The sequence below is a fragment of the Promicromonospora sp. NFX87 genome, assembly GCF_048564965.1.
GTDB lineage: Bacteria > Actinomycetota > Actinomycetes > Actinomycetales > Cellulomonadaceae > Promicromonospora.
Genome location: NZ_CP183413.1, coordinates 871,897 through 889,295, shown reverse-complemented (window position 1 = coordinate 889,295; position 17,399 = coordinate 871,897). Strand labels below are relative to the sequence as shown.

Annotated in this window: 16 protein-coding genes; 1 reads left to right on the top strand and 15 read right to left on the bottom strand. The window is 72.9% G+C overall.

Annotated elements, in window-relative coordinates:
* Positions 1–91 precede the first annotated feature (91 nt).
* Positions 92–934 (top strand): GAP family protein, encoded by an 843-nt coding sequence (locus ACNYC2_RS03950; protein WP_419705781.1) that lies wholly within the window; start codon positions 92–94, stop codon positions 932–934.
* 106 nt (positions 935–1,040) lie between these two features.
* On the opposite strand, the gene ACNYC2_RS03945 is transcribed toward ACNYC2_RS03950, so the two are convergent.
* The 15 genes from ACNYC2_RS03945 to ACNYC2_RS03875 all read right to left on the bottom strand — a co-directional run bounded on the left by ACNYC2_RS03945 (position 1,041) and on the right by ACNYC2_RS03875 (position 17,335).
* Positions 1,041–2,171 carry a branched-chain amino acid aminotransferase gene (locus ACNYC2_RS03945; RefSeq protein ID WP_419705780.1) on the bottom strand — a complete coding sequence of 377 codons (1,131 nt, stop codon included), beginning with the start codon at positions 2,169–2,171 and terminating at the stop codon, positions 1,041–1,043.
* Positions 2,172–2,328: 157 nt separating this feature from the next.
* A complete protein-coding gene (locus ACNYC2_RS03940; protein WP_419705779.1) occupies positions 2,329–3,387 on the bottom strand; it encodes a 3-isopropylmalate dehydrogenase in 1,059 nt (352 codons plus the stop codon).
* 104 nt (positions 3,388–3,491) lie between these two features.
* Positions 3,492–4,037, bottom strand: a complete 546-nt coding sequence (locus ACNYC2_RS03935) for a pyridoxamine 5'-phosphate oxidase family protein (protein WP_419705778.1) — start codon at positions 4,035–4,037, stop codon at positions 3,492–3,494.
* A gap of 46 nt (positions 4,038–4,083) precedes the next feature.
* Positions 4,084–4,482, bottom strand: a complete 399-nt coding sequence (locus ACNYC2_RS03930; protein WP_419705777.1) for a VOC family protein — start codon at positions 4,480–4,482, stop codon at positions 4,084–4,086.
* A gap of 88 nt (positions 4,483–4,570) precedes the next feature.
* Positions 4,571–5,185 carry an ASCH domain-containing protein gene (locus tag ACNYC2_RS03925; protein ID WP_419705776.1) on the bottom strand — a complete coding sequence of 205 codons (615 nt, stop codon included), beginning with the start codon at positions 5,183–5,185 and terminating at the stop codon, positions 4,571–4,573.
* Positions 5,186–5,300: 115 nt separating this feature from the next.
* Complete coding sequence (gene ilvC, locus ACNYC2_RS03920) at positions 5,301–6,329, bottom strand: ketol-acid reductoisomerase (protein WP_419705775.1); 1,029 nt, start codon at positions 6,327–6,329, stop codon at positions 5,301–5,303.
* 66 nt (positions 6,330–6,395) lie between these two features.
* A complete protein-coding gene (gene ilvN, locus ACNYC2_RS03915; RefSeq protein ID WP_116676587.1) occupies positions 6,396–6,920 on the bottom strand; it encodes an acetolactate synthase small subunit in 525 nt (174 codons plus the stop codon).
* Positions 6,921–6,936: 16 nt separating this feature from the next.
* Positions 6,937–8,817, bottom strand: a complete 1,881-nt coding sequence (locus ACNYC2_RS03910) for an acetolactate synthase large subunit (protein ID WP_419705774.1) — start codon at positions 8,815–8,817, stop codon at positions 6,937–6,939.
* A 292-nt stretch (positions 8,818–9,109) separates the two neighbouring features.
* On the bottom strand, positions 9,110–9,856 hold the full coding sequence (locus ACNYC2_RS03905; protein ID WP_419705773.1) for a hypothetical protein: 747 nt from the start codon (positions 9,854–9,856) through the stop codon (positions 9,110–9,112).
* Positions 9,853–11,301: an ATP-binding cassette domain-containing protein gene (locus tag ACNYC2_RS03900; protein ID WP_419707771.1), complete on the bottom strand. Its 1,449-nt coding sequence runs from the start codon at positions 11,299–11,301 to the stop codon at positions 9,853–9,855. The genes ACNYC2_RS03905 and ACNYC2_RS03900 overlap by 4 nt, the downstream gene beginning before the upstream one ends.
* 110 nt (positions 11,302–11,411) lie before the next feature.
* Positions 11,412–12,386, bottom strand: coding sequence for an NAD-dependent epimerase/dehydratase family protein (locus ACNYC2_RS03895; protein WP_419705772.1), 975 nt, complete (start codon positions 12,384–12,386; stop codon positions 11,412–11,414).
* Entirely contained in the window at positions 12,383–14,089 is a 1,707-nt protein-coding gene (locus ACNYC2_RS03890; protein WP_419705771.1) for an AMP-binding protein, read from the bottom strand. Before ACNYC2_RS03890 ends, ACNYC2_RS03895 begins: the two co-directional genes overlap by 4 nt.
* Positions 14,086–15,393, bottom strand: a complete 1,308-nt coding sequence (locus ACNYC2_RS03885; protein ID WP_419705770.1) for a cytochrome P450 — start codon at positions 15,391–15,393, stop codon at positions 14,086–14,088. The genes ACNYC2_RS03890 and ACNYC2_RS03885 overlap by 4 nt, the downstream gene beginning before the upstream one ends.
* Positions 15,390–16,184 carry a glycosyltransferase gene (locus ACNYC2_RS03880; RefSeq protein WP_419705769.1) on the bottom strand — a complete coding sequence of 265 codons (795 nt, stop codon included), beginning with the start codon at positions 16,182–16,184 and terminating at the stop codon, positions 15,390–15,392. Before ACNYC2_RS03880 ends, ACNYC2_RS03885 begins: the two co-directional genes overlap by 4 nt.
* Positions 16,178–17,335 carry a 3-oxoacyl-ACP synthase III family protein gene (locus ACNYC2_RS03875; protein ID WP_419705768.1) on the bottom strand — a complete coding sequence of 386 codons (1,158 nt, stop codon included), beginning with the start codon at positions 17,333–17,335 and terminating at the stop codon, positions 16,178–16,180. Before ACNYC2_RS03875 ends, ACNYC2_RS03880 begins: the two co-directional genes overlap by 7 nt.
* Positions 17,336–17,399: the final 64 nt, after the last annotated feature.

Genomic DNA, 17,399 nt, shown 5'->3' with positions numbered 1-17,399 from the left:
GCAGGAGCGGCGTGTGTCATCCGAAGGATGTACCGCCTTCTCGGCGCTTCGGCCGATGTGCCCGCACAGGGCCTGCGCCAGGCTGTGGCGCATGGACTTCTTCTCCGCCGAGCTCACGGGTGCCGCGCTGATCGGTGCCCTCGCGGTGCTCGCGCTCATCGACTCGACGAGCTTCGGGACCCTGCTGATCCCCGTCTGGCTCCTCATGTCGCCCGGGCGGGTGCGTGTGGGACGGATGCTTGTCTACCTCGGGTCGATCGCCGGGTTCTACGCGCTGGTCGGGCTGGCGATCCTGCTCGGTGCCGGCGCCCTGAGCGACACACTGAGCACCCTGTCCGACACCCGCCCGTTCCTCGTCGCGCAGCTCGTGCTCGGCGTCGCGCTCTTCGCGTGGAGCTTCAAGCTCGAACCCGTCGGCGGCAAGAAGCCGACGGAGCCCGCGGCGGGGACGTCGGTGGCGGCCGGCACCGCGGACGGCGCCGCGGACGGCACCGCGACGGCCGGTGCGGCGAACGGCCAGGTGGCCGCGCCGCCGGTCACCGAGCCGGGCCGGTCCGGGCGGCTGAGCCGCTGGCGCGAACGGGTGCTCAGCAGCGAGTCGGGCAGCGGACGGGCGCTCGCGGCCCTCGCGATCGGGGCCGGGCTCGTCGAGGTCGCGACGATGCTCCCCTACCTCGCGGCGCTCGGCCTGATCGGGACGCAGGGGCCGGGCTGGCCGGTGTCGGGCCTGTGGATCCTCGGGTACTGCGTGGTCATGATCGCGCCAGCCTTGGTGCTGACGGCGGCGCGCGTGTTCGCGTCGCGGCTCGTCGAACGGCCGCTCGGACGGCTGGACGCCTGGCTGACGAAGAACGCGGCGAGCACCACCGCGTGGGTGGTGGGAATCATCGGGTTCCTCGTGGCGCGCGACGCGATAGGCCGCCTCTGGACCTGACCAGCCCGCGAAGTAGAGCGTGCGTCCGGACACCCGCTCTACCTCGGCGCCTCAAGGGTGCCGAGGTAGAGCGTGGGTCCGGACGCACGCTCTACTTCGCGCGGTCTCAGGCCAGGCGGCGCATCCAGTTGTGGCGGTCCTCGGCGCGGCCGTACTGGATGTCGGTGAGCTCCTGGCGGATCGCCATCGTCAGCTCGCCGGGCTCGCCACCGTTGATCTCGTGGTCGAACGAGCTCCCCGCGAGGCGCCCCACCGGCGTCACGACGGCGGCGGTGCCGCACGCGAAGAACTCCTTGACCTTCCCGGACCCGAGCCCGGCAACGACCTCCGCGAGCGGGATGCGCCGTTCCACCACCTCGTAACCGCGGTCGCCCGCGAGCTGCAGGACCGAGGCCCGGGTGATCCCCTCGAGGATCGAGCCGAGCTCGGGCGTGTGGACGGTCCCGTCGTCCATCACGAGGAACACGTTCATACCGCCGAGCTCTTCGAGGTACGTGCTGCTCCCGGCGTCGAGGAAGCACACCTGGTCGAAGCCCTGCTTCTGTGCCTCGCGCTGCGGCAGCAGGCTGGCCGCGTAGTTGCCGCCGAACTTCGCGTCGCCCGTGCCTCCGGGCGGCCCCGCCCGGTGGTACTGCTCGGACACGTAGATCGACACGGGCTTGACGCCGCCCGCGAAGTACGGGCCGACCGGCGACGCGATCACCAGGTACTCGGCCTCGAGCGAGGGCCGCACACCGAGGAACGCCTCCGACGCGAACATGAACGGCCGCAGGTACAGCGACGAGTCCTCGCCGCCGGGCACCCAGTCGATGTCCGTGCGGACCAGGGCCGCCAGGGACCCGATGAAGTCGTCCACGCTGAGCGCGGGCAGCGCCAGCCGGTGCGCCGAGCGTGCGAACCGTGCGGCGTTCTGGTCCGGACGGAACGTCCAGACCGAGCCGTCGGCGTGCTTGTAGGCCTTGAGGCCCTCGAAGATCTCCTGCGCGTAGTGCAGCACCGCCGTCGCGGGGTCGAGCTGCAGCGGACCGTACTTCTCGATCCGCCGGTCCTTCCAACCGTCGGCGCTGGTCCAGGAGACCCGCGCCATGTGGTCCGTGAACACTGTCCCGAACTTCGGCGCGCTGAGCGCCGCGGCGCGCTCGGCGTCCGGCGTCGGCACGTCGGTGGGCCGCACGTCGAAGAGCGCCACCAGGTCTTCGAGCCGCGTCGGGAGGATGGGATCCGTCGTTGTTGTCATGTCGATGCCTTTCACCGGAATGCTGTTGTCAGTCTTCCACGCCCGGCAAGGCAGGAGGAGCATTCCGAGCCGGGCGCCTGCCCGGACGGCCTTCGACGTACGAAAGCGGCGCCCGGTTCGGTCTGCGTGACCCGGGCGCCGCCGTCGTGCAGCGTGCTTACCCGGTCACGCGGGCCGCGATGTCGCGGCCTACCTGGTCGGTCGTGCGTACGACGTCGCCGCGGGCCGCGAGGTCCGCCGCGACGGCGTCGTGCACCCGCGCGGACTCCGCGGCGAAGCCGAGGTGGTCCAGCAGGAGGGACACCGAGAGGATCGTGGCCGTGGGGTCGGCCTTGCCCTGGCCCGCGATGTCGGGGGCCGAGCCGTGCACCGGCTCGAACATGGACGGCGCGGTGCGGTCGGGGTTGATGTTGGCCGACGCCGCGAGCCCGATGCCGCCGCTGATCGCAGCGGCCTGGTCGGTGAGGATGTCGCCGAAGAGGTTGTCCGTGACGATCACGTCGAACCGGCTCGGGTTGGTCGTCAGGTAGATGGTCGCGGCGTCGACGTGCGCGTAGTCGGTGGTGACGTCGGGGAACTCCGCGTTCACGGCCTCGACCGTGCGGCGCCACAGGTGGCCGGCGTGCACGAGCACGTTGTGCTTGTGCACGAGCGTGAGGTGCTTGCGCGGGCGGGCGTTCGCCCGGGCGAACGCGTCGCGGACCACGCGCTCGACGCCGAACGCCGTGTTGACGCTGACCTCGGTGGCGATCTCGTGCGGGGTGCCCACGCGCAGCGCGCCGCCGTTGCCGACGTACGGGCCCTCGGTGCCCTCCCGGACCACCACGAAGTCGATCTCGCCCGGGTCGGCCAGCGGGCTGGTGACGCCCTGGTAGAGCTTGGTCGGGCGCAGGTTCACGTAGTGGTCGAGCGCGAAGCGCAGCTTGAGCAGCAGCCCGCGCTCCAGCACGCCGCTCGGGACCGACGGGTCGCCGATGGCGCCCAGCAGGATCGCGTCGTGGCTCTTGATCTTCTCGAGGTCCTCGTCGGTGAGGGTCTCGCCGGTCGTGTGCCAGCGGCGTGCGCCGAGGTCGAACTCGGTGGTGGAGAGCTTGGTGCCCGACGGCGCGAGCGCTGCCTCGAGCACCGCGAGGCCCTGCTCCACGACCTCGGTCCCGATGCCGTCACCTGCGACCACTGCGAGGTCGATAGCGTCTGTCCTGCCCACCTGTGCCATGTCCGGAGCCTACGCGCGCGAGCGGGTGAATGAGACGCTGGTCTCACGGAATGGACGCACGAATGCTCCGACCGGACGGCCGCCGAGCGGGCTCGGCACGCGCGTCACTCGAACGTCCAGGACGTCGCGCCGCCCGGCTCCCGCACGAACAGGGCGTTGGCCTTCGTGGGGGTCACGCGGTACACGTGCCACGGAGCGGGTCCCGCCGACGGGGCGCTGTACGGAGCGGTGAGCGCGGTCCCGGACTCGTCCACCTCCGCCGGCCAGCCGCCCGCGGCCGCCACCTCGGCGATGTGCGCGACGGTGGCGCGGTCGGTCACCAGCTCGGCCGCACCCTCGACGACGACGTCGTAGTCGTCCGCCGCCACGGCGATGGTGCACCGGGGCTCGCGTTCCATGTTCCGCCCCTTGCGGACGCCACGGCCGGACACGACGTAGAACTTGCCGTCGTCCCAGAACGCCCCGACGCCCGTGGTGTGCGGGCTGCCGTCGGCGTTGATCGTCGTGAGCCAGTGCGAGTGGCGGTCCGGCCCCCGGCCGCCGGGCGCCTGGTCCCCGATGTCCGCGAGCGCCGCGGCGACGGGTTCCCACTGGAGCGGCGACAGCTCGTAGAGGTCACCGAGGTTCTTGGCCTTGATGTGTGTGCTCATGTCTCTACCGACGACCGCGAGCGTCAGAACTCATCGACCGCGCCCACTACTGGTCCCTCGCCGAGAGCACGCAGAACTCGTTGCCGTCCGGATCGGTCAGAACCGTCCAGGTCGCGTCGGCCGGCTGCCCGACGTCGGTCACCGTCGCGCCCAGCTCGACCAGCCGGGCGATCTCCGCGTCCCGGTCGTCGCTCGTGTGCGGCGCGAAGTCCCAGTGCAGCCGGTTCTTGCGCACCTTCTCGTGCTCCACGGGCACGAACACCATGCCCGGCGGCACCTGGTGGAAGTCCAGCCTCTCCGAGAGCTCGAGCGCCCACGGCGGCACCAGCACGGACTCCTCGTCCGTCTCGAAGATGACCTGCCAGCCGAGGGCCTCGCCCCACCAGCGGGCCAGCTTCTTGTGGTCGGTCGACTCGACGACGGTCGAGTACCAGCGCAGCGCCATTGCCATCACCTCGCGTGAGAACGGCGGCCCGTCGGTCAGGGCCGATGCTCACACGGTAGGACGAGTCACTGACACTCCGGGTGCGAGATCAGAGCCGCGGGTAGAGCAGCTCGAACCGCTCGCACACGACCGGCATGTCCAGCGAGAACTCCCGGCCTTCCGGGAGGTTCCGGCGGAAGTAGGCCTCGTGCCCCTTGCGCCACGACTCCAGCGTCCGGTCGTCCTCGCCCTCCGCCGCGGCGAAGTCCTCGTCGACCTCCTCGAACGTGGTGGTCTCGACGCTCGTCGTGCGGATCAGGGCGCGCGGGTGGTTCTCGCCGTCCAGCAGGATCGACAGCTCACCGGCGACGGGCAGCGGCGCGCCCTCGGCGTCGTAGTCCCACAGGGCCGACGACGTCGCCGTCTTGTCCCCCGCGAGCACCGCGTCAAGCAGCTGCTCGGCGAGCTCCGGCTCGTCGCCGAACGACCAGGCCTGCGGCGGCACGGTCTCGCCGACGGTCTGGCCCACGACGATGCTCGCCTTGGCCAGGCCCGCGTACTGGCGCGTGGCGGCCCAGAAGTCGAGGACCTCACCGGCGAGCGCGGAGTCCTCCGCGGACACCGCCTCGGGGTCGAAGGTCGCGGGGTCGAACGCCTCGGCGCCCGGCTCGACGTCGGTCGGCTCGTTGTCGTCCGCTGCCTGCGGGTTCACGTCGTGAGTCACGGGGACATCCTGCCCTAACGCCCGCCCCTGGCACGAGGCGCAGCGCGATGCCGACAGCACGGCGCCCCCACCCTCCCGACGGAGGAGTGGGGGCGCCAGCGTGCGAGCGGCCGGGTCAGCGCGCCGCGCTTCCCTCGACGTAGTCGGAGTCCGACGGCTTGATCCACGAGAACATCTTGCGCAGCTCGCGGCCCGTCGCCTCGATCGGGTGCTGCTCGCCCTTGGCGCGCAGCTCCTTGAACTCGGGGGCGCCGGCGTCCTGGTCGGCGATGAACCGCTCCGCGAAGGCGCCGTTCTGGATGTCGGCCAGCACGGCCTTCATGTTCTCCTTGACGCTCGGGTCGATGACCCGCGGGCCGGAGACGTAGTCGCCGTACTCGGCCGTGTCGGAGACGGACCAGCGCTGCTTGGCGATGCCGCCCTCGACCATGAGGTCGACGATCAGCTTGAGCTCGTGCAGCACCTCGAAGTACGCGACCTCCGGCTGGTAGCCGGCCTCGGTCAGCGTCTCGAAGCCGTACTGCACCAGCTGCGAGGCGCCGCCGCAGAGCACTGCCTGCTCACCGAACAGGTCGGTCTCGGTCTCCTCGGTGAACGTCGTCTTGATACCGCCGGCGCGCAGGCCGCCGATGCCCTTGGCGTACGAGAGCGCGAGCTCCCAGGCGGAGCCGGACGCGTCCTGCTCCACCGCGACGATCACGGGCACGCCGCGGCCGTCGGCGAACTCGCGGCGCACGATGTGGCCCGGGCCCTTGGGGGCGACCATGAGCACGTCGTGGTCGGCCTCGGGCTTGATGTAGCCGTAACGGATGTTGAAGCCGTGCCCGAAGACGAGCGCCGCGCCCTCCTTGAGGTTCGGCGCGATGTCCTCGGCGTACACGTGCCGCTGCACCTGGTCGGGCGCGAGGATGACGACGACGTCGGCGTCCCGCACGGCGTCCGGCACCGTCGCGACCGCGAGGCCCTCGTTCTCGGCCTTCTCACGGGACGCGGAGCCCTCGCGCAGGCCGACGGTCACCTGTGCACCGGAGTCGCGCAGGTTCAGGGCGTGCGCGTGGCCCTGGCTGCCGTAGCCGATCACGGCAACCTTCTTCTGCTGGATGATCGACAGGTCGGCGTCATCGTCGTAGAACAGCTCAGCCACGGTTCTTGCTCCTTCAATGTGATTTCTGGGATGGAGAGTAAGTCGGTAGGTCAGTCGGTCACGCAGTCACGCGGACCGGACGGCGCGCTCGAACGCGCGGTCGGTGATGGAGCGGGCGCCCCGGCCGATGGCCAGGGTCCCGGACTTGACGATCTCACGGACGCCGTACGGTTCCAGCGCCGCGAGGAGGGAGTCGAGCTTCGCGGCGGGTCCCGTGGCCTCGATGACCACGGACTCCGGCACGACGTCGACGACGCGCGCCCGGAACATCTCGACGACCTCGAGCACCCCGGTACGGGTGGCGGCGTCGGCCCGCACCTTGACGAGCAGCAGCTCGCGGTGCACCGACGACTCGGGTTCGAGCTCGACGATCTTGATCACGTGGATCAGCTTGTTGAGCTGCTTCGTGACCTGTTCCAGGGGGTGCTCCTCGACGTCGACCACCACGGTGATGCGCGAGATCTCCTCGTGCTCCGTGGGGCCCACCGCCAGGGAGTGGATGTTGAACGCGCGCCGGGCGAACAGCCCGGCGACGCGCGTGAGCACGCCGGGCTTGTTCTCCACGAGCACGGACAGGGTGTGCCTCGACATGGGATTCAGTCCTCGCTCAGTCTTCTCGGTCCCACGCCGGCGAGATGCCGCGTGCGTACTGGATGTCGTCGTTGCTCACGCCGGCGGCGACCATGGGCCACACCATCGCGTCCCGCGAGACGGTGAAGTCCACGACCACCGGGCGGTCGTCGATCTCGTTGGCCCGCTTGATCGCGGCGTCGACGTCGGAGGCGTGCTCCACGCGGATGCCCTCGCAGCCGTACGCGTCGGCGAGCTTCACGAAGTCCGGCACGCGCATGGTGCCGTGGCCGGTGTGCAGGTCGGTGTTGGAGTAGCGCGACTCGTAGAAGAGCGTCTGCCACTGCCGCACCATGCCCAGCGAGCTGTTGTTGATCACCGCGACCTTGATCGGGATGTCGTTGATCGTGCAGGTGGCGAGCTCCTGGTTGGTCATCTGGAAGCAGCCGTCGCCGTCGATCGCCCAGACCGTCCGGTCCGGCTGGCCGACCTTCGCGCCCATCGCCGCGGGCACGGAGTAACCCATCGTGCCGAGCCCGCCGGAGTTGATCCAGGTGTTGGGCCGCTCGTAGCTGATGAACTGCGCCGCCCACATCTGGTGCTGCCCCACGCCCGCGACGTAGATGCCGTCCGGCCCGGTCAGCTCGCCGAGACGCTGGATCACGTGCTGCGGCGACAGGTTGCCGTCCTCCGGCTGCGTGTAGCCGCGGGGGTAGGTGCGGCGCCACTCCTCGAGCTGGTGCCACCAGCCCTCGACGTCGGGCTTGCCGTGCTCCGCGTGCTCGCGGGCCAGCTCCGGCAGCAGGTCCCCGATGACCTCACGGAGGTCGCCGACGATCGGCACGTCCGCCTCGCGGTTCTTGCCGATCTCCGCCGGGTCGATGTCCGCGTGGATGATCGCGGCCAGCGGGGCGAAGCTCGAGAGCTTGCCCGTCACGCGGTCGTCGAACCGGGCGCCGAGCGCGAAGACCAGGTCCGCCTTCTGCAGCGCCGCCACCGCGGGCACGGTGCCGTGCATGCCCGGCATGCCCAGGTGCTGCGGGTGGCTGTCCGGCACCGCGCCGCGGGCCATCAGGGTCGTCACGACGGGCGCCCCGGACAGGTCCACGAGCTGGCGCAGCAGCTCCGCCGCGCCGGACCGGATCACGCCGCCGCCCACGTACAGCACCGGGCGCTTGGCGGTGGCCAGCAGCTTCGCGGCCTCCCGGATCTGCTTCGAGTGCGGCTTCGTCACCGGGTGGTAGCCGGGCAGCTGCAGCTCCTGCGGCCACGAGAACGTGGTGCGCGACTGCATCGCCGACTTCGAGATGTCCACGAGCACCGGCCCCGGCCGCCCCGTCGAGGCGATGTGGAACGCCTCGGCGATGGTGCGCGGGATGTCGGCCGGGTCGGTGACCAGGAAGTTGTGCTTGGTGATCGGCAGCGTGATGCCGACGATGTCGGCCTCCTGGAACGCGTCCGTCCCGATCGCCGCGGAGGCGACCTGGCCGGTGATCGCGACGAGCGGGATCGAGTCCATGTGCGCGTCCGCGATCGGCGTCACCAGGTTGGTCGCGCCCGGGCCCGACGTCGCCATGGTCACCCCGACCCTGCCGGTCGCGTGGGCGTAGCCCGAGGCCGCGTGGCCGCCGCCCTGCTCGTGCCGCACGAGGATGTGGCGAAGCTTGGCGGAGTCCATCAGCGGGTCGTAGAGAGGCAGGATCGCACCGCCCGGGATGCCGAAGACGGTGTCGACACCGACCTCCTCGAGCGAGCGGACGATGGACTGCGCACCCGTGACTTCCTCCGGACCGACGCGAGGCGTCGCGGCCTCGTGCTCGGTCTTGCCGCTGCCCACGCGGGACCGAAGCTCGGTGCGCACCTGGTCACGCGCCTCGGCGCGCGCAGCGATCTGTGCGGGTGTCGGTGTGCCGGTCATACGGATCTCCTGCCGTCGCGCCCCGTCCTGGGGCGAAAGCGAGCGTTCGTGACAACAAAAAAACCCCGGGTCCTTGGGGAGCAAGGACTGCCAGGGTGAGCGCGCGGACGATGCCTGTGCTGGGCTTAGGCCGCGCGCTCAGGAAGTACTACAAGAATGATCGTCTGCACGTGACGCACGTTACGCCGAATCCGCGGCGATGTCACTCAGCGGGCCGATGGTCCCACGATCCGAGACGACAAGGGTCTCCAGCCGCAGGATCCCGCGCCTCAGCGGCGCAGCGGCAAGGCGGTCAGGGTACGTCCCGATGCCGGAACGCCACCCAGCCGAGGACGGTCAGCACCGCCGTGATCCCCAGCAGCAGAAGCGCGCTGTGCACGAGCGGGACGGCGAGCAGGACGTCCGATACGCCGCGGACCCAGCCGTCCGCGTTCGCGGCCGGGAACCACTCCCGGCCCCTGGTCGCCGTGCTCAGGACCGTCTCCTCGACCAGGAACCACACCACGACGAGCGGGACGGCGACCCACCAGCGTCGCACCAGCACACCCAGCGCCGCACCACCGGCCGCCGCACAGGCTGCGAGCGCGAGCACCCGGACGCCGCTCCACGTGAGCGCGAGCGCCAGGTCGGCCGGCGGCCCGCCGAGCGCGCCCGCGCGAGCCTGCACCGCGTACGTGCCCGCCGCGAGCAGCGCGTACGCCGCGGCCACGCCCGGCAGGACCGCCAGCGCCGCGGCCGCCACCTTGCTCCAGTACACCCGTCCCCGACGCGGTTCGACGGTCAGCAGGGCCCGTGTACCGCCCGACGCCGCGTCCCCCGTCACGAGCAGCACGCCCGCCACGTAGGCCAGGAACACCGACGTCATCGCGTAGAACGAGATCTGGCCCCGGCCCAGCATCGCGGCGAGCGTCGAGGCCTCGGCCTCGAACGCCGTCAGCACGACCGCCAGCGCCACGTGCACCAGCATCCCCGCGGCGATCCAGCGGATCGCCGGCCGCACGCCGAACCGGCGCAGCTCCGCCCACACCAGGCCCGTCATCGGTTTCCCCTCGCGTGCTGCGACTTCGGAGTGCCCGGCTTGGGGGTGCCGGGCTTGGGGGTGCCGGGCTTGGGGGTGCCGGACTTCGGGGCGCCCGGCCTGGGAGTGCCCGGCTTGGGGGCACCGGGCTTGGAGGTACCAGGCTCTTCAGCTCTCGGCCTGGGCTTCGGGACACCCGGCTCGGACACGGCCGGCTCAGGGGCATCCGGCTTCGGCGCGTCCTGCCGCTGCGCCTCGGGCTTCTGGCCGCCCGCCTTCCTGGCCGCCTTCCTGGCGACAGCTGCTTCCCTCGCCCGGGCCTTCTCGTCGGACGCCGCCTGCCTGGCCGCTGCCTTCTCGTCGGCGGCAGCCTGCTTCGCCGCCGCCCTCTCGGCGAGCTCCGCGCTCGCCGCGGCCTGCTTCGCCGCCGCTTCCTTGTCGGCCTTGCGCTGCTCGGCCGCCTTCCTGCGATCGGCGGCCTGCCGCTCGGCGGCCTTGCGGACGGCCCGCTCCTCGGTACGGCTCACGACCTTCGGTTCAGGTGCCGCGACCGGCCGCAGCCGCCCGACGACGGCCGCCAGGTCCTCGCGCAGCGGCACCAGCTCGCTCACGAAGAGCTTCTGCTTCGCGAGCGTCCTGGTGATGTCCGCCGGTTCGGTGACGCCGTCGACGTACAGCGTCCCGCCGTCGGCGGTGCCGACCCGGACCTTGAACCCGGCGGCGCGCAGCACCGTCGCCGCCGTCCCCGGTTCGTCGAGGCGGACCCGGACGCTCACCTCGGCGTCGCCCAGGAGGTCCGCCACCGTGCCCTGCGCGAGGACACGTCCGTCGTCGAGCACCGTCACCGTGTCCGCTATCTGCTGCGCCTCGGTCAGGACGCCGGTCGCGACCAGCACCGTCTTGCCCTGGTCGGCGAGGCGCCGCAGGGCTTGCCGGATCTCGCGGGTGCCGACAGCGTCGAGCCCGGCGCTCGGCTCGTCGACGACGAGCAGGTCGGGGTCACGCAGGAGCGCGGCGGCGAGTGCGAGGCGGCGTCCCTCATCGGCCGAGTACGTGCCGTAGGCCGCCTTGGCGCGGTCGGCGAGGAGCACCCGCGCGAGCACCTCGTCCACCCGGGCGCGCGGTACCCCGGCTGCGCTCGCGAGGAGGGCCAGGTTGCGGCGTCCACTCAGGCTGCCGTGGAACCCGGTCCTGCCGACGACGGCGCCGATGCGGCCGGCTAGGTCGGGCAGGCCCTCAGGTACGGGTACGCCGAAGATCTTGATGGCACCGCCGTCGGCGTGCGCCAGGCCGGTGAGGAGGCGCAGCGTCGTGGTCCTGCCCGACCTCGGCAGGCCCAGCAGCGCGTGGACGCCTCCGGTCGGCACGCGGAGATCCAGGCCCTCGACGCCGACGACTCTCCCCCGCAGCGACCGGTAGGACTTGCGCAGGCCGAGCGTCTCGACCGCGGTGTCGCTCCCTGGCATCACCCGCACAGGGTAGGGCATTCCGGACAGTCGCCCACCCGCTGGTCGAGCCTGTCGAGACCTGGTCTGCCGCTCGCGGAGGTCTCGACAGGCTCGACCAACGGGTTCAGCTACCAGCTCATCGCGCCGTGCAGCGACGTCGGCGCCGGGTCGACACCGAGCCGCTCGCGCAGCACCGTGAGGTCGTAGGTGCGCTCCATCGCGAGGTGGCTGATGGCGTAGCGCGACAGGCGTGGCTCGTGCCCCGTCCAGCGGGACACCCGCTCGCCAGCCCAGGCCAGGGCGTTGGCCAGCCGGACCGGGATGCCGACCACCTGCACGGGCCGGAACCTGGCGAACATCAGCAGCTCGAGCGTCTCATGCAGATCGACGGGCCGGGCGTCCGCCACGTTGGCCACGAGCGGCCGGCCGGCGGCCGCCTCCGGTTCGACGTCGGCGACCAGCGCCGCGCGGATCGCCAGCACCAGGGTGTCGACGTGCGTGAGGTGCTGACGCACCTTGCCGCCACCGGGGATCGGCAGCCACGCGCCGACCGCCGCCGACTCGAGGCGCGGCAGCAGGGTCGTGTCGCCGGGGCCGTAGACCGCGTGCGGCCGCAGGACGATCACTGGCCCCCGGTCCCCGCGTGCGGCGTCGGCGGTCAGGTACCGCTCCGCGGCAGCCTTCGTCGAGCCGTACGCGTTGACGTAGCCGTGTGCCGGCGCCTCCGCCTCGGTCACCGCGACGCTCGGCGTGCGCGGGTCGTACACGCTGCCCGAGGACACGTGCACGAACCGTGCCTCGGGGAACGTCTCGCGCACCGCACGGGTGCCCTCGACGTTGACCACCCAGGCGCGGGCGTGGCTGCCGCCGTCCCGCACCGCGGCACCGCAGTGCACGACGGCGTCGACGTGCTCCGGCCGGTCCTCCTTGGCCAGCGGCCCGTCCCTCAGGTCCCAGACCTGGTGCAGGACCTGGTGCGGCGAGCCGGCGGGCAGGGCCGGAACCCGGCGCGAGAACGCGATCACCTCGTGTCCACGTGCCGCCAGATCACGGACCACAGCACCACCAACAAAACCAGACGAACCGGTCACCGCCACCCTCATGCGCGCACTGTACCCGTCAACGGTGAAACCAAGCTGACCAGTGCACGGCGATCAGGTTTCCGCGACCGGCCGGCTACCGGCACGTGTGTCGCCTCCACCACCAGGTCGGGCAGTGCACCGTGGTCCAGGACCTGCGCCACCTGGTCGGCGACCGCCCGGGCCAGCGCCGTGCCGGCCCGGACCACCGGGGCGGCGTCCGCGTCCCGGGTGCCGCCCGCGGCCGTCACGACAAGAACCACCCGCTCGTCGCCGTCGGGCACCGGAACGCCGACCAGCACGGCGTCGGCGACGCCCGGCAGCTCCCGCAGCCGGGGCTCGAACAGACCCGGGTAGATGTTCACCGTCCCGCGGATGATCATGTCCCGGTTGCGACCGACGAGCACGATCCGCCCCTCGGCGTCCTGGTAGGCGAGGTCACCGGTGCGGTGCTCGACCGCCCGCGCCCTGCCCGCGTCGAGGTCGGCGAGATACCCGGCCATCAGGGACGGCCCCGTCAGCACGAGCTCACCCACCTCGCGCTCGTCGTCCGGGTCGCCGGAGTCCGTCGGATCCCCCGGATCCCCCGGATCCCCCGGGTCCTCCGCGTCCCGCGCCGCCGCGTCGATCCGCACGCCGATACCGCCGAGCGGACGGCCGACCAGATCTCCGGCCGCGGCCGCCGCGATCTTCTCGTCCGCGTCGGTCACCGCCGCCGGCAGGATCTCCGTGGCGCCGTACACGGCGAGCCAGCGCGTGCCCGGCAGGACACGACGGCCACGTTCGAGCAGCGCGACCGTGACGGGCGCCGCGCCGACCGCGAGCACGGCCGGACCGGCGGCGCTCGCGGCGCGCCCCGTGTCGCCTTCGGCCTCCAGGACGTCGAGCAGCGCGGTCACGTCGGCGGGCACGAGGAACGAGGAGTCCGCCCCCGCGACCCCGCGCGCGAACGCCTCGGGCGCGTCCTTGGGGGCCTTCGCGGGAATCTCCCACGTGCCGCCCGCGATGATCGCCGGCAGCCCGAGGAACATCTGGTCCGTATGCGCCCGCTGCCCCGGCTTCAGGTCCCCGACCTGCGCGAACAGGTCGAGCATGCCACCGAGCGTGCGCGCGGTGTGCACCACCGCCTTCGGGTCCGACGTCGTCCCGGACGTGAAGACGACCAGCGCCTCCCGGTCCGCCTCCGCCACCTCGCCCGAAGCCCGAGCCGCCCCGGGAACCGCCCGCCCCAGCCGCGCCACGCGGTGCGCGCCCCGCGGCACACCGGGGAGCCACCGGCCGGTGTACAGGTGCCGCACCGGCAGCCGCCCGTAGTCCGGGAGCAGCAGGCCGCGAGACCGCGCGACCCCTCGCAGCGGACCCGACGACGCCGCGTACAGCAACGCCTCCGTCGCGGCCCAGCGCGGCCTCGCGGCCGCGATCCGTGCGGCGAACAGCTCCGGCGTCGAACCCGGGTCCACGAACACCACCGCGCCGCCGGCCCGCAGGACGGCGAGGCACAGGACCACGCCCTCCGGACGGGGCCGGATGCTGAACAGCACACGGTCGCCGGGCTCCATGCCCTGCGCGCGCAGCCCGGCCGCCGTCCGCTCCACCCGTTCGGCGAGGCCGCCGAACGTCACCTCCTCGCGTACGCGCCCGCCGTCGCGGCCGCCGAACCAGCGGAGCGCGACGACGTCGGGCGTGCTCCGCGCGACGTCCAGCAGCTCGTCGACGAGGTGCTTCACGACGCCTCCCGCGTCCGGGCCGACGCCGGGACCAGGTTCGCGACGCCGTCCGCGCCCCGCAGGCCGATCTCCAGCGAGCTGTACGCGGGGACCAGCACGCCGCGTGCAGCGCGGCGTCGTCCCACCACCGGCACCCGCCCGTCCGCCGCTGCCGCCGCGAGCGCGTCGAGCACCGCGTCGACCTGCGCCATCGCGAGCGGCATGCCCAGGCAGAAGTGCGGGCCCGCCCCGAACCAGAGGTGCCGCACCGCGGGCTCGATCGGCCGGTCGGGATCGAAGCCACCGCCCGCCCGGCAACAGTTCACGGTGGCGATCACGACGCGGTCCCCCGCCGTGACGGGCACCCCGCCCACCGACGTGTCGGCCCGCACCGAGCGCAGCATCGCGGGGGTCGGCACGGTGACGCGCAGCCCCTCCTCGACGGCGCGCCTGCGCAGCCCGGCGTCGTCCGCCAGCAGGCGCGCGGTCCACCCGGTGTCGTGCGCGATGGCCACGAGCCGCGGCACGAACGACTGGATGGTCTCGGTCCCCGTGAGCACGAACGCCCCGACGGCACCCATCGCCTCCCGCTCGGACAGCCCCAGGTCGCGCATCCGCCCGGGAACCGTCGCGGGGTCGCCGGCGCGGTAGGCCGCTCGAGCGGGCGCGGTGAGCCGCTCCAGCACGGTGCGCGCCTGCGCCACCTGGGACCGGGTGAGCCCGTGCCTGTGCAGCCGCACCATCCCGGTGATCGTCTGGGCGGCGGCCATCGACGACCGCACCGCCTCGTCGGTCGGGGGCAGCCCCACCATCCCGCAGATCACCGCGCCGGCCTGCGCGCCGACCGCCGCCGCCAGGTCGACGGTCTCCCCCGCGGCGAGCCGCCGCGTGAGGTCGGGCAGCACGCCCGCGCCGCTGTCGTCGTCCGCTGCCACGAGCTCGCGGACCGCCCGGGGCGAGAACAGCGGCCCGAGCGCGCGCCGCAGCGCGGCGTGCTCGGCGCCCTCCATGTTGAGCAGCACCGACGGTCCGAGCACAGGCGTCCACAGGTCCGACGGCGCCCCCGGGCCCACCTTCGAGAAGTGGTCCAGGTCGAGCAGCACCTCGCGGGCGAGCTCCGCGTCGCTCACCACCACGCCGATGCGGGGCACCCGGACCACCGGCCGGTCCCGTGCGGACCGCAGCGCCGGGTACGCGAGGGGATGCGCGGCGCGCTGCACCCGCTCCTCCCAGAAGGCCTCGGGCGAGGCCCAGCCGTGGCCCTGTGCGGTGACGACCGGCGGACGGCGGTCGACCACAGCGGGCGCTGCCAAGGAGGGCGTCATCGGATGTCCACCACCTCGGGCCGGTAGCGGTGGTCGGCGTACCAGCCGAGCGTGCGCACCAGTCCCCAGGCGTGCACGCGACGCGTCGAGGCGCGCACCCACACCGTGCGGTGCTCGGCGTACCGCGTCGTCAGCCGCCGTACCGCGTTGACCAGCGCGCGGTCCTCGTGCAGGTCCTCGATCCGGGTGCGCGGGAACCCGCCCGCCCGCTCGTACAGGGACGCGGTGATCGCCATGTTGCAGCCGGGCGCCATCACGTACGGACCGAGGTACTCGTCGTCCTGGTTCCCGGGCCGGACCTTGCCGAACGTGCTCGACGCCCACAGCGCGAACGAGAGCACCCCCTGCTGGAACCGCGACACGGGCAGGTCGTCGTCGCGCGGGACGAGCCGGCCGGCGACGAGCTCGTCGCCCGACGCGAACGCCTCCCGTACCGCACTCGTCCACCCCGGCGGCGGCAGGCAGTCGGCGTCCGTCCGGGCCAGCAGCTCGGCGCCGAGCGCGATCGCCGCGCGCATGCCGGTGTCCGCGGCGGCGCCGGTCCCCTTCTGGTCCTCGGTCACGACCTGCCAGCGCAGCCGTCCCCAGTCGGCGATCGCCTTGCGCACGACGTCGGGTGTGCCGTCGGTGGACCCGTTGTCCACGACCACCAGGTCGAAGTCGTCGTCCTCCTGCGCGTGCAGCGCCTCGAGCGTGCGCAGGATCCCGTGCTCGTGCGCCTCGTTCAGCGCGGGCACGACGACGCCGAGCCGCGGGCGTCCCGCACTCCGCATGCGGCGCGGGGTCACCACCGGACCACCATCGCGCCCATGCTGATCCCGCCGGCCAGGCCGAGCAGCAGGACGACGTCGCCGCGCCGCAGGCGGCCGGTCTCCAGCGCCGTGGCCAGCTGCAGCGGCAGCGTCGCCGAGGCGATGTTGCCGTGGTCGGCGACCGTGAGGATCGTGCGGTCGGCCGGGACGCCGAGCGCCCGGTGCACGTCCGCGAGGTAGGCGACCGCCACCTGGTGCACGGCGATGAGCGCGACGTCGTCGATGGTCACGCCCGCGGCGGCCAGCGCCTGCTCCACGGGGCCCGGACCGAAGGCGACGAAGGCCTCGCGCAGCCGCGAGCCGTCGATCTCGAAGTAGCTGCGCTCGGGGTCGCGCGGGTTCACGGTGCCGCCGGCCGGGAGCATGCCGACGTCCCAGTGCTGCGACTCGGCGGCGAACACCGACGCGAGGATCCCCGACGGCCTGTCCACGGGCTCGACGAGCCCGGCGAGCTCGGCCGCCAGGTCGTCCTCGAAGCCGGGCACGCTCCCGGCGCCGGTCGCCTCGACGAGCACCGCGGCCCCGGCGTCGGACATCGTGTAGCCGGCCGCGGACATCGCGTACGTGCTGCGGTCGGGCACGTCCCACCGCACCCCGCGCGTCGGCATCTCGCCGCACGCGACGAGCACCCGGCGGTACCGGCCGGTGCCGATGAGCGCCTCGGCCACCTCGATGCCGTTGAGCACCGAGTTGCAGGCGTTCTTGACGTCCATCACCGGTGCGCGGACGCCGAGCTTGGCGGCCGTGATGTGGCTGGTCGCCGGCTCGATCATGTCCTGCGTGGCGGACGCGAAGATCAGGAGGTCGACGTCGTCGGCCCGCAGGCCCGCGCGGTCCAGGACCGTCCGGGAGGCGGCGACGGCGAGGTCCGACGCCTGCTGGTCGTCGTCGGCCACGTGGACGCGCCGCACTCCCGTCAGGCGCGAGACCATCGGGATACGGGGCGCGACCTTTGGGTTCCTGCGGTGCAGCTCGCGCTCGGCCTCGGCCACGTCGCGCGTGCGCTCGGGCAGGTGCACCGCGACGTCGGCGATGCGGGCGACGGGGCGCGGGGACAGCCGGGGCGACGCGGAGGGCTCAGCAGGTCGAGTGGGTGCCGGATTCAGCACGGCGGCCGGTTCGGGAAGCACCCGCGACAGAGTAGGGCACGCCCATAACGCGCTGGTGACGGCCGACGCGGCCGCCGCCGTGCTG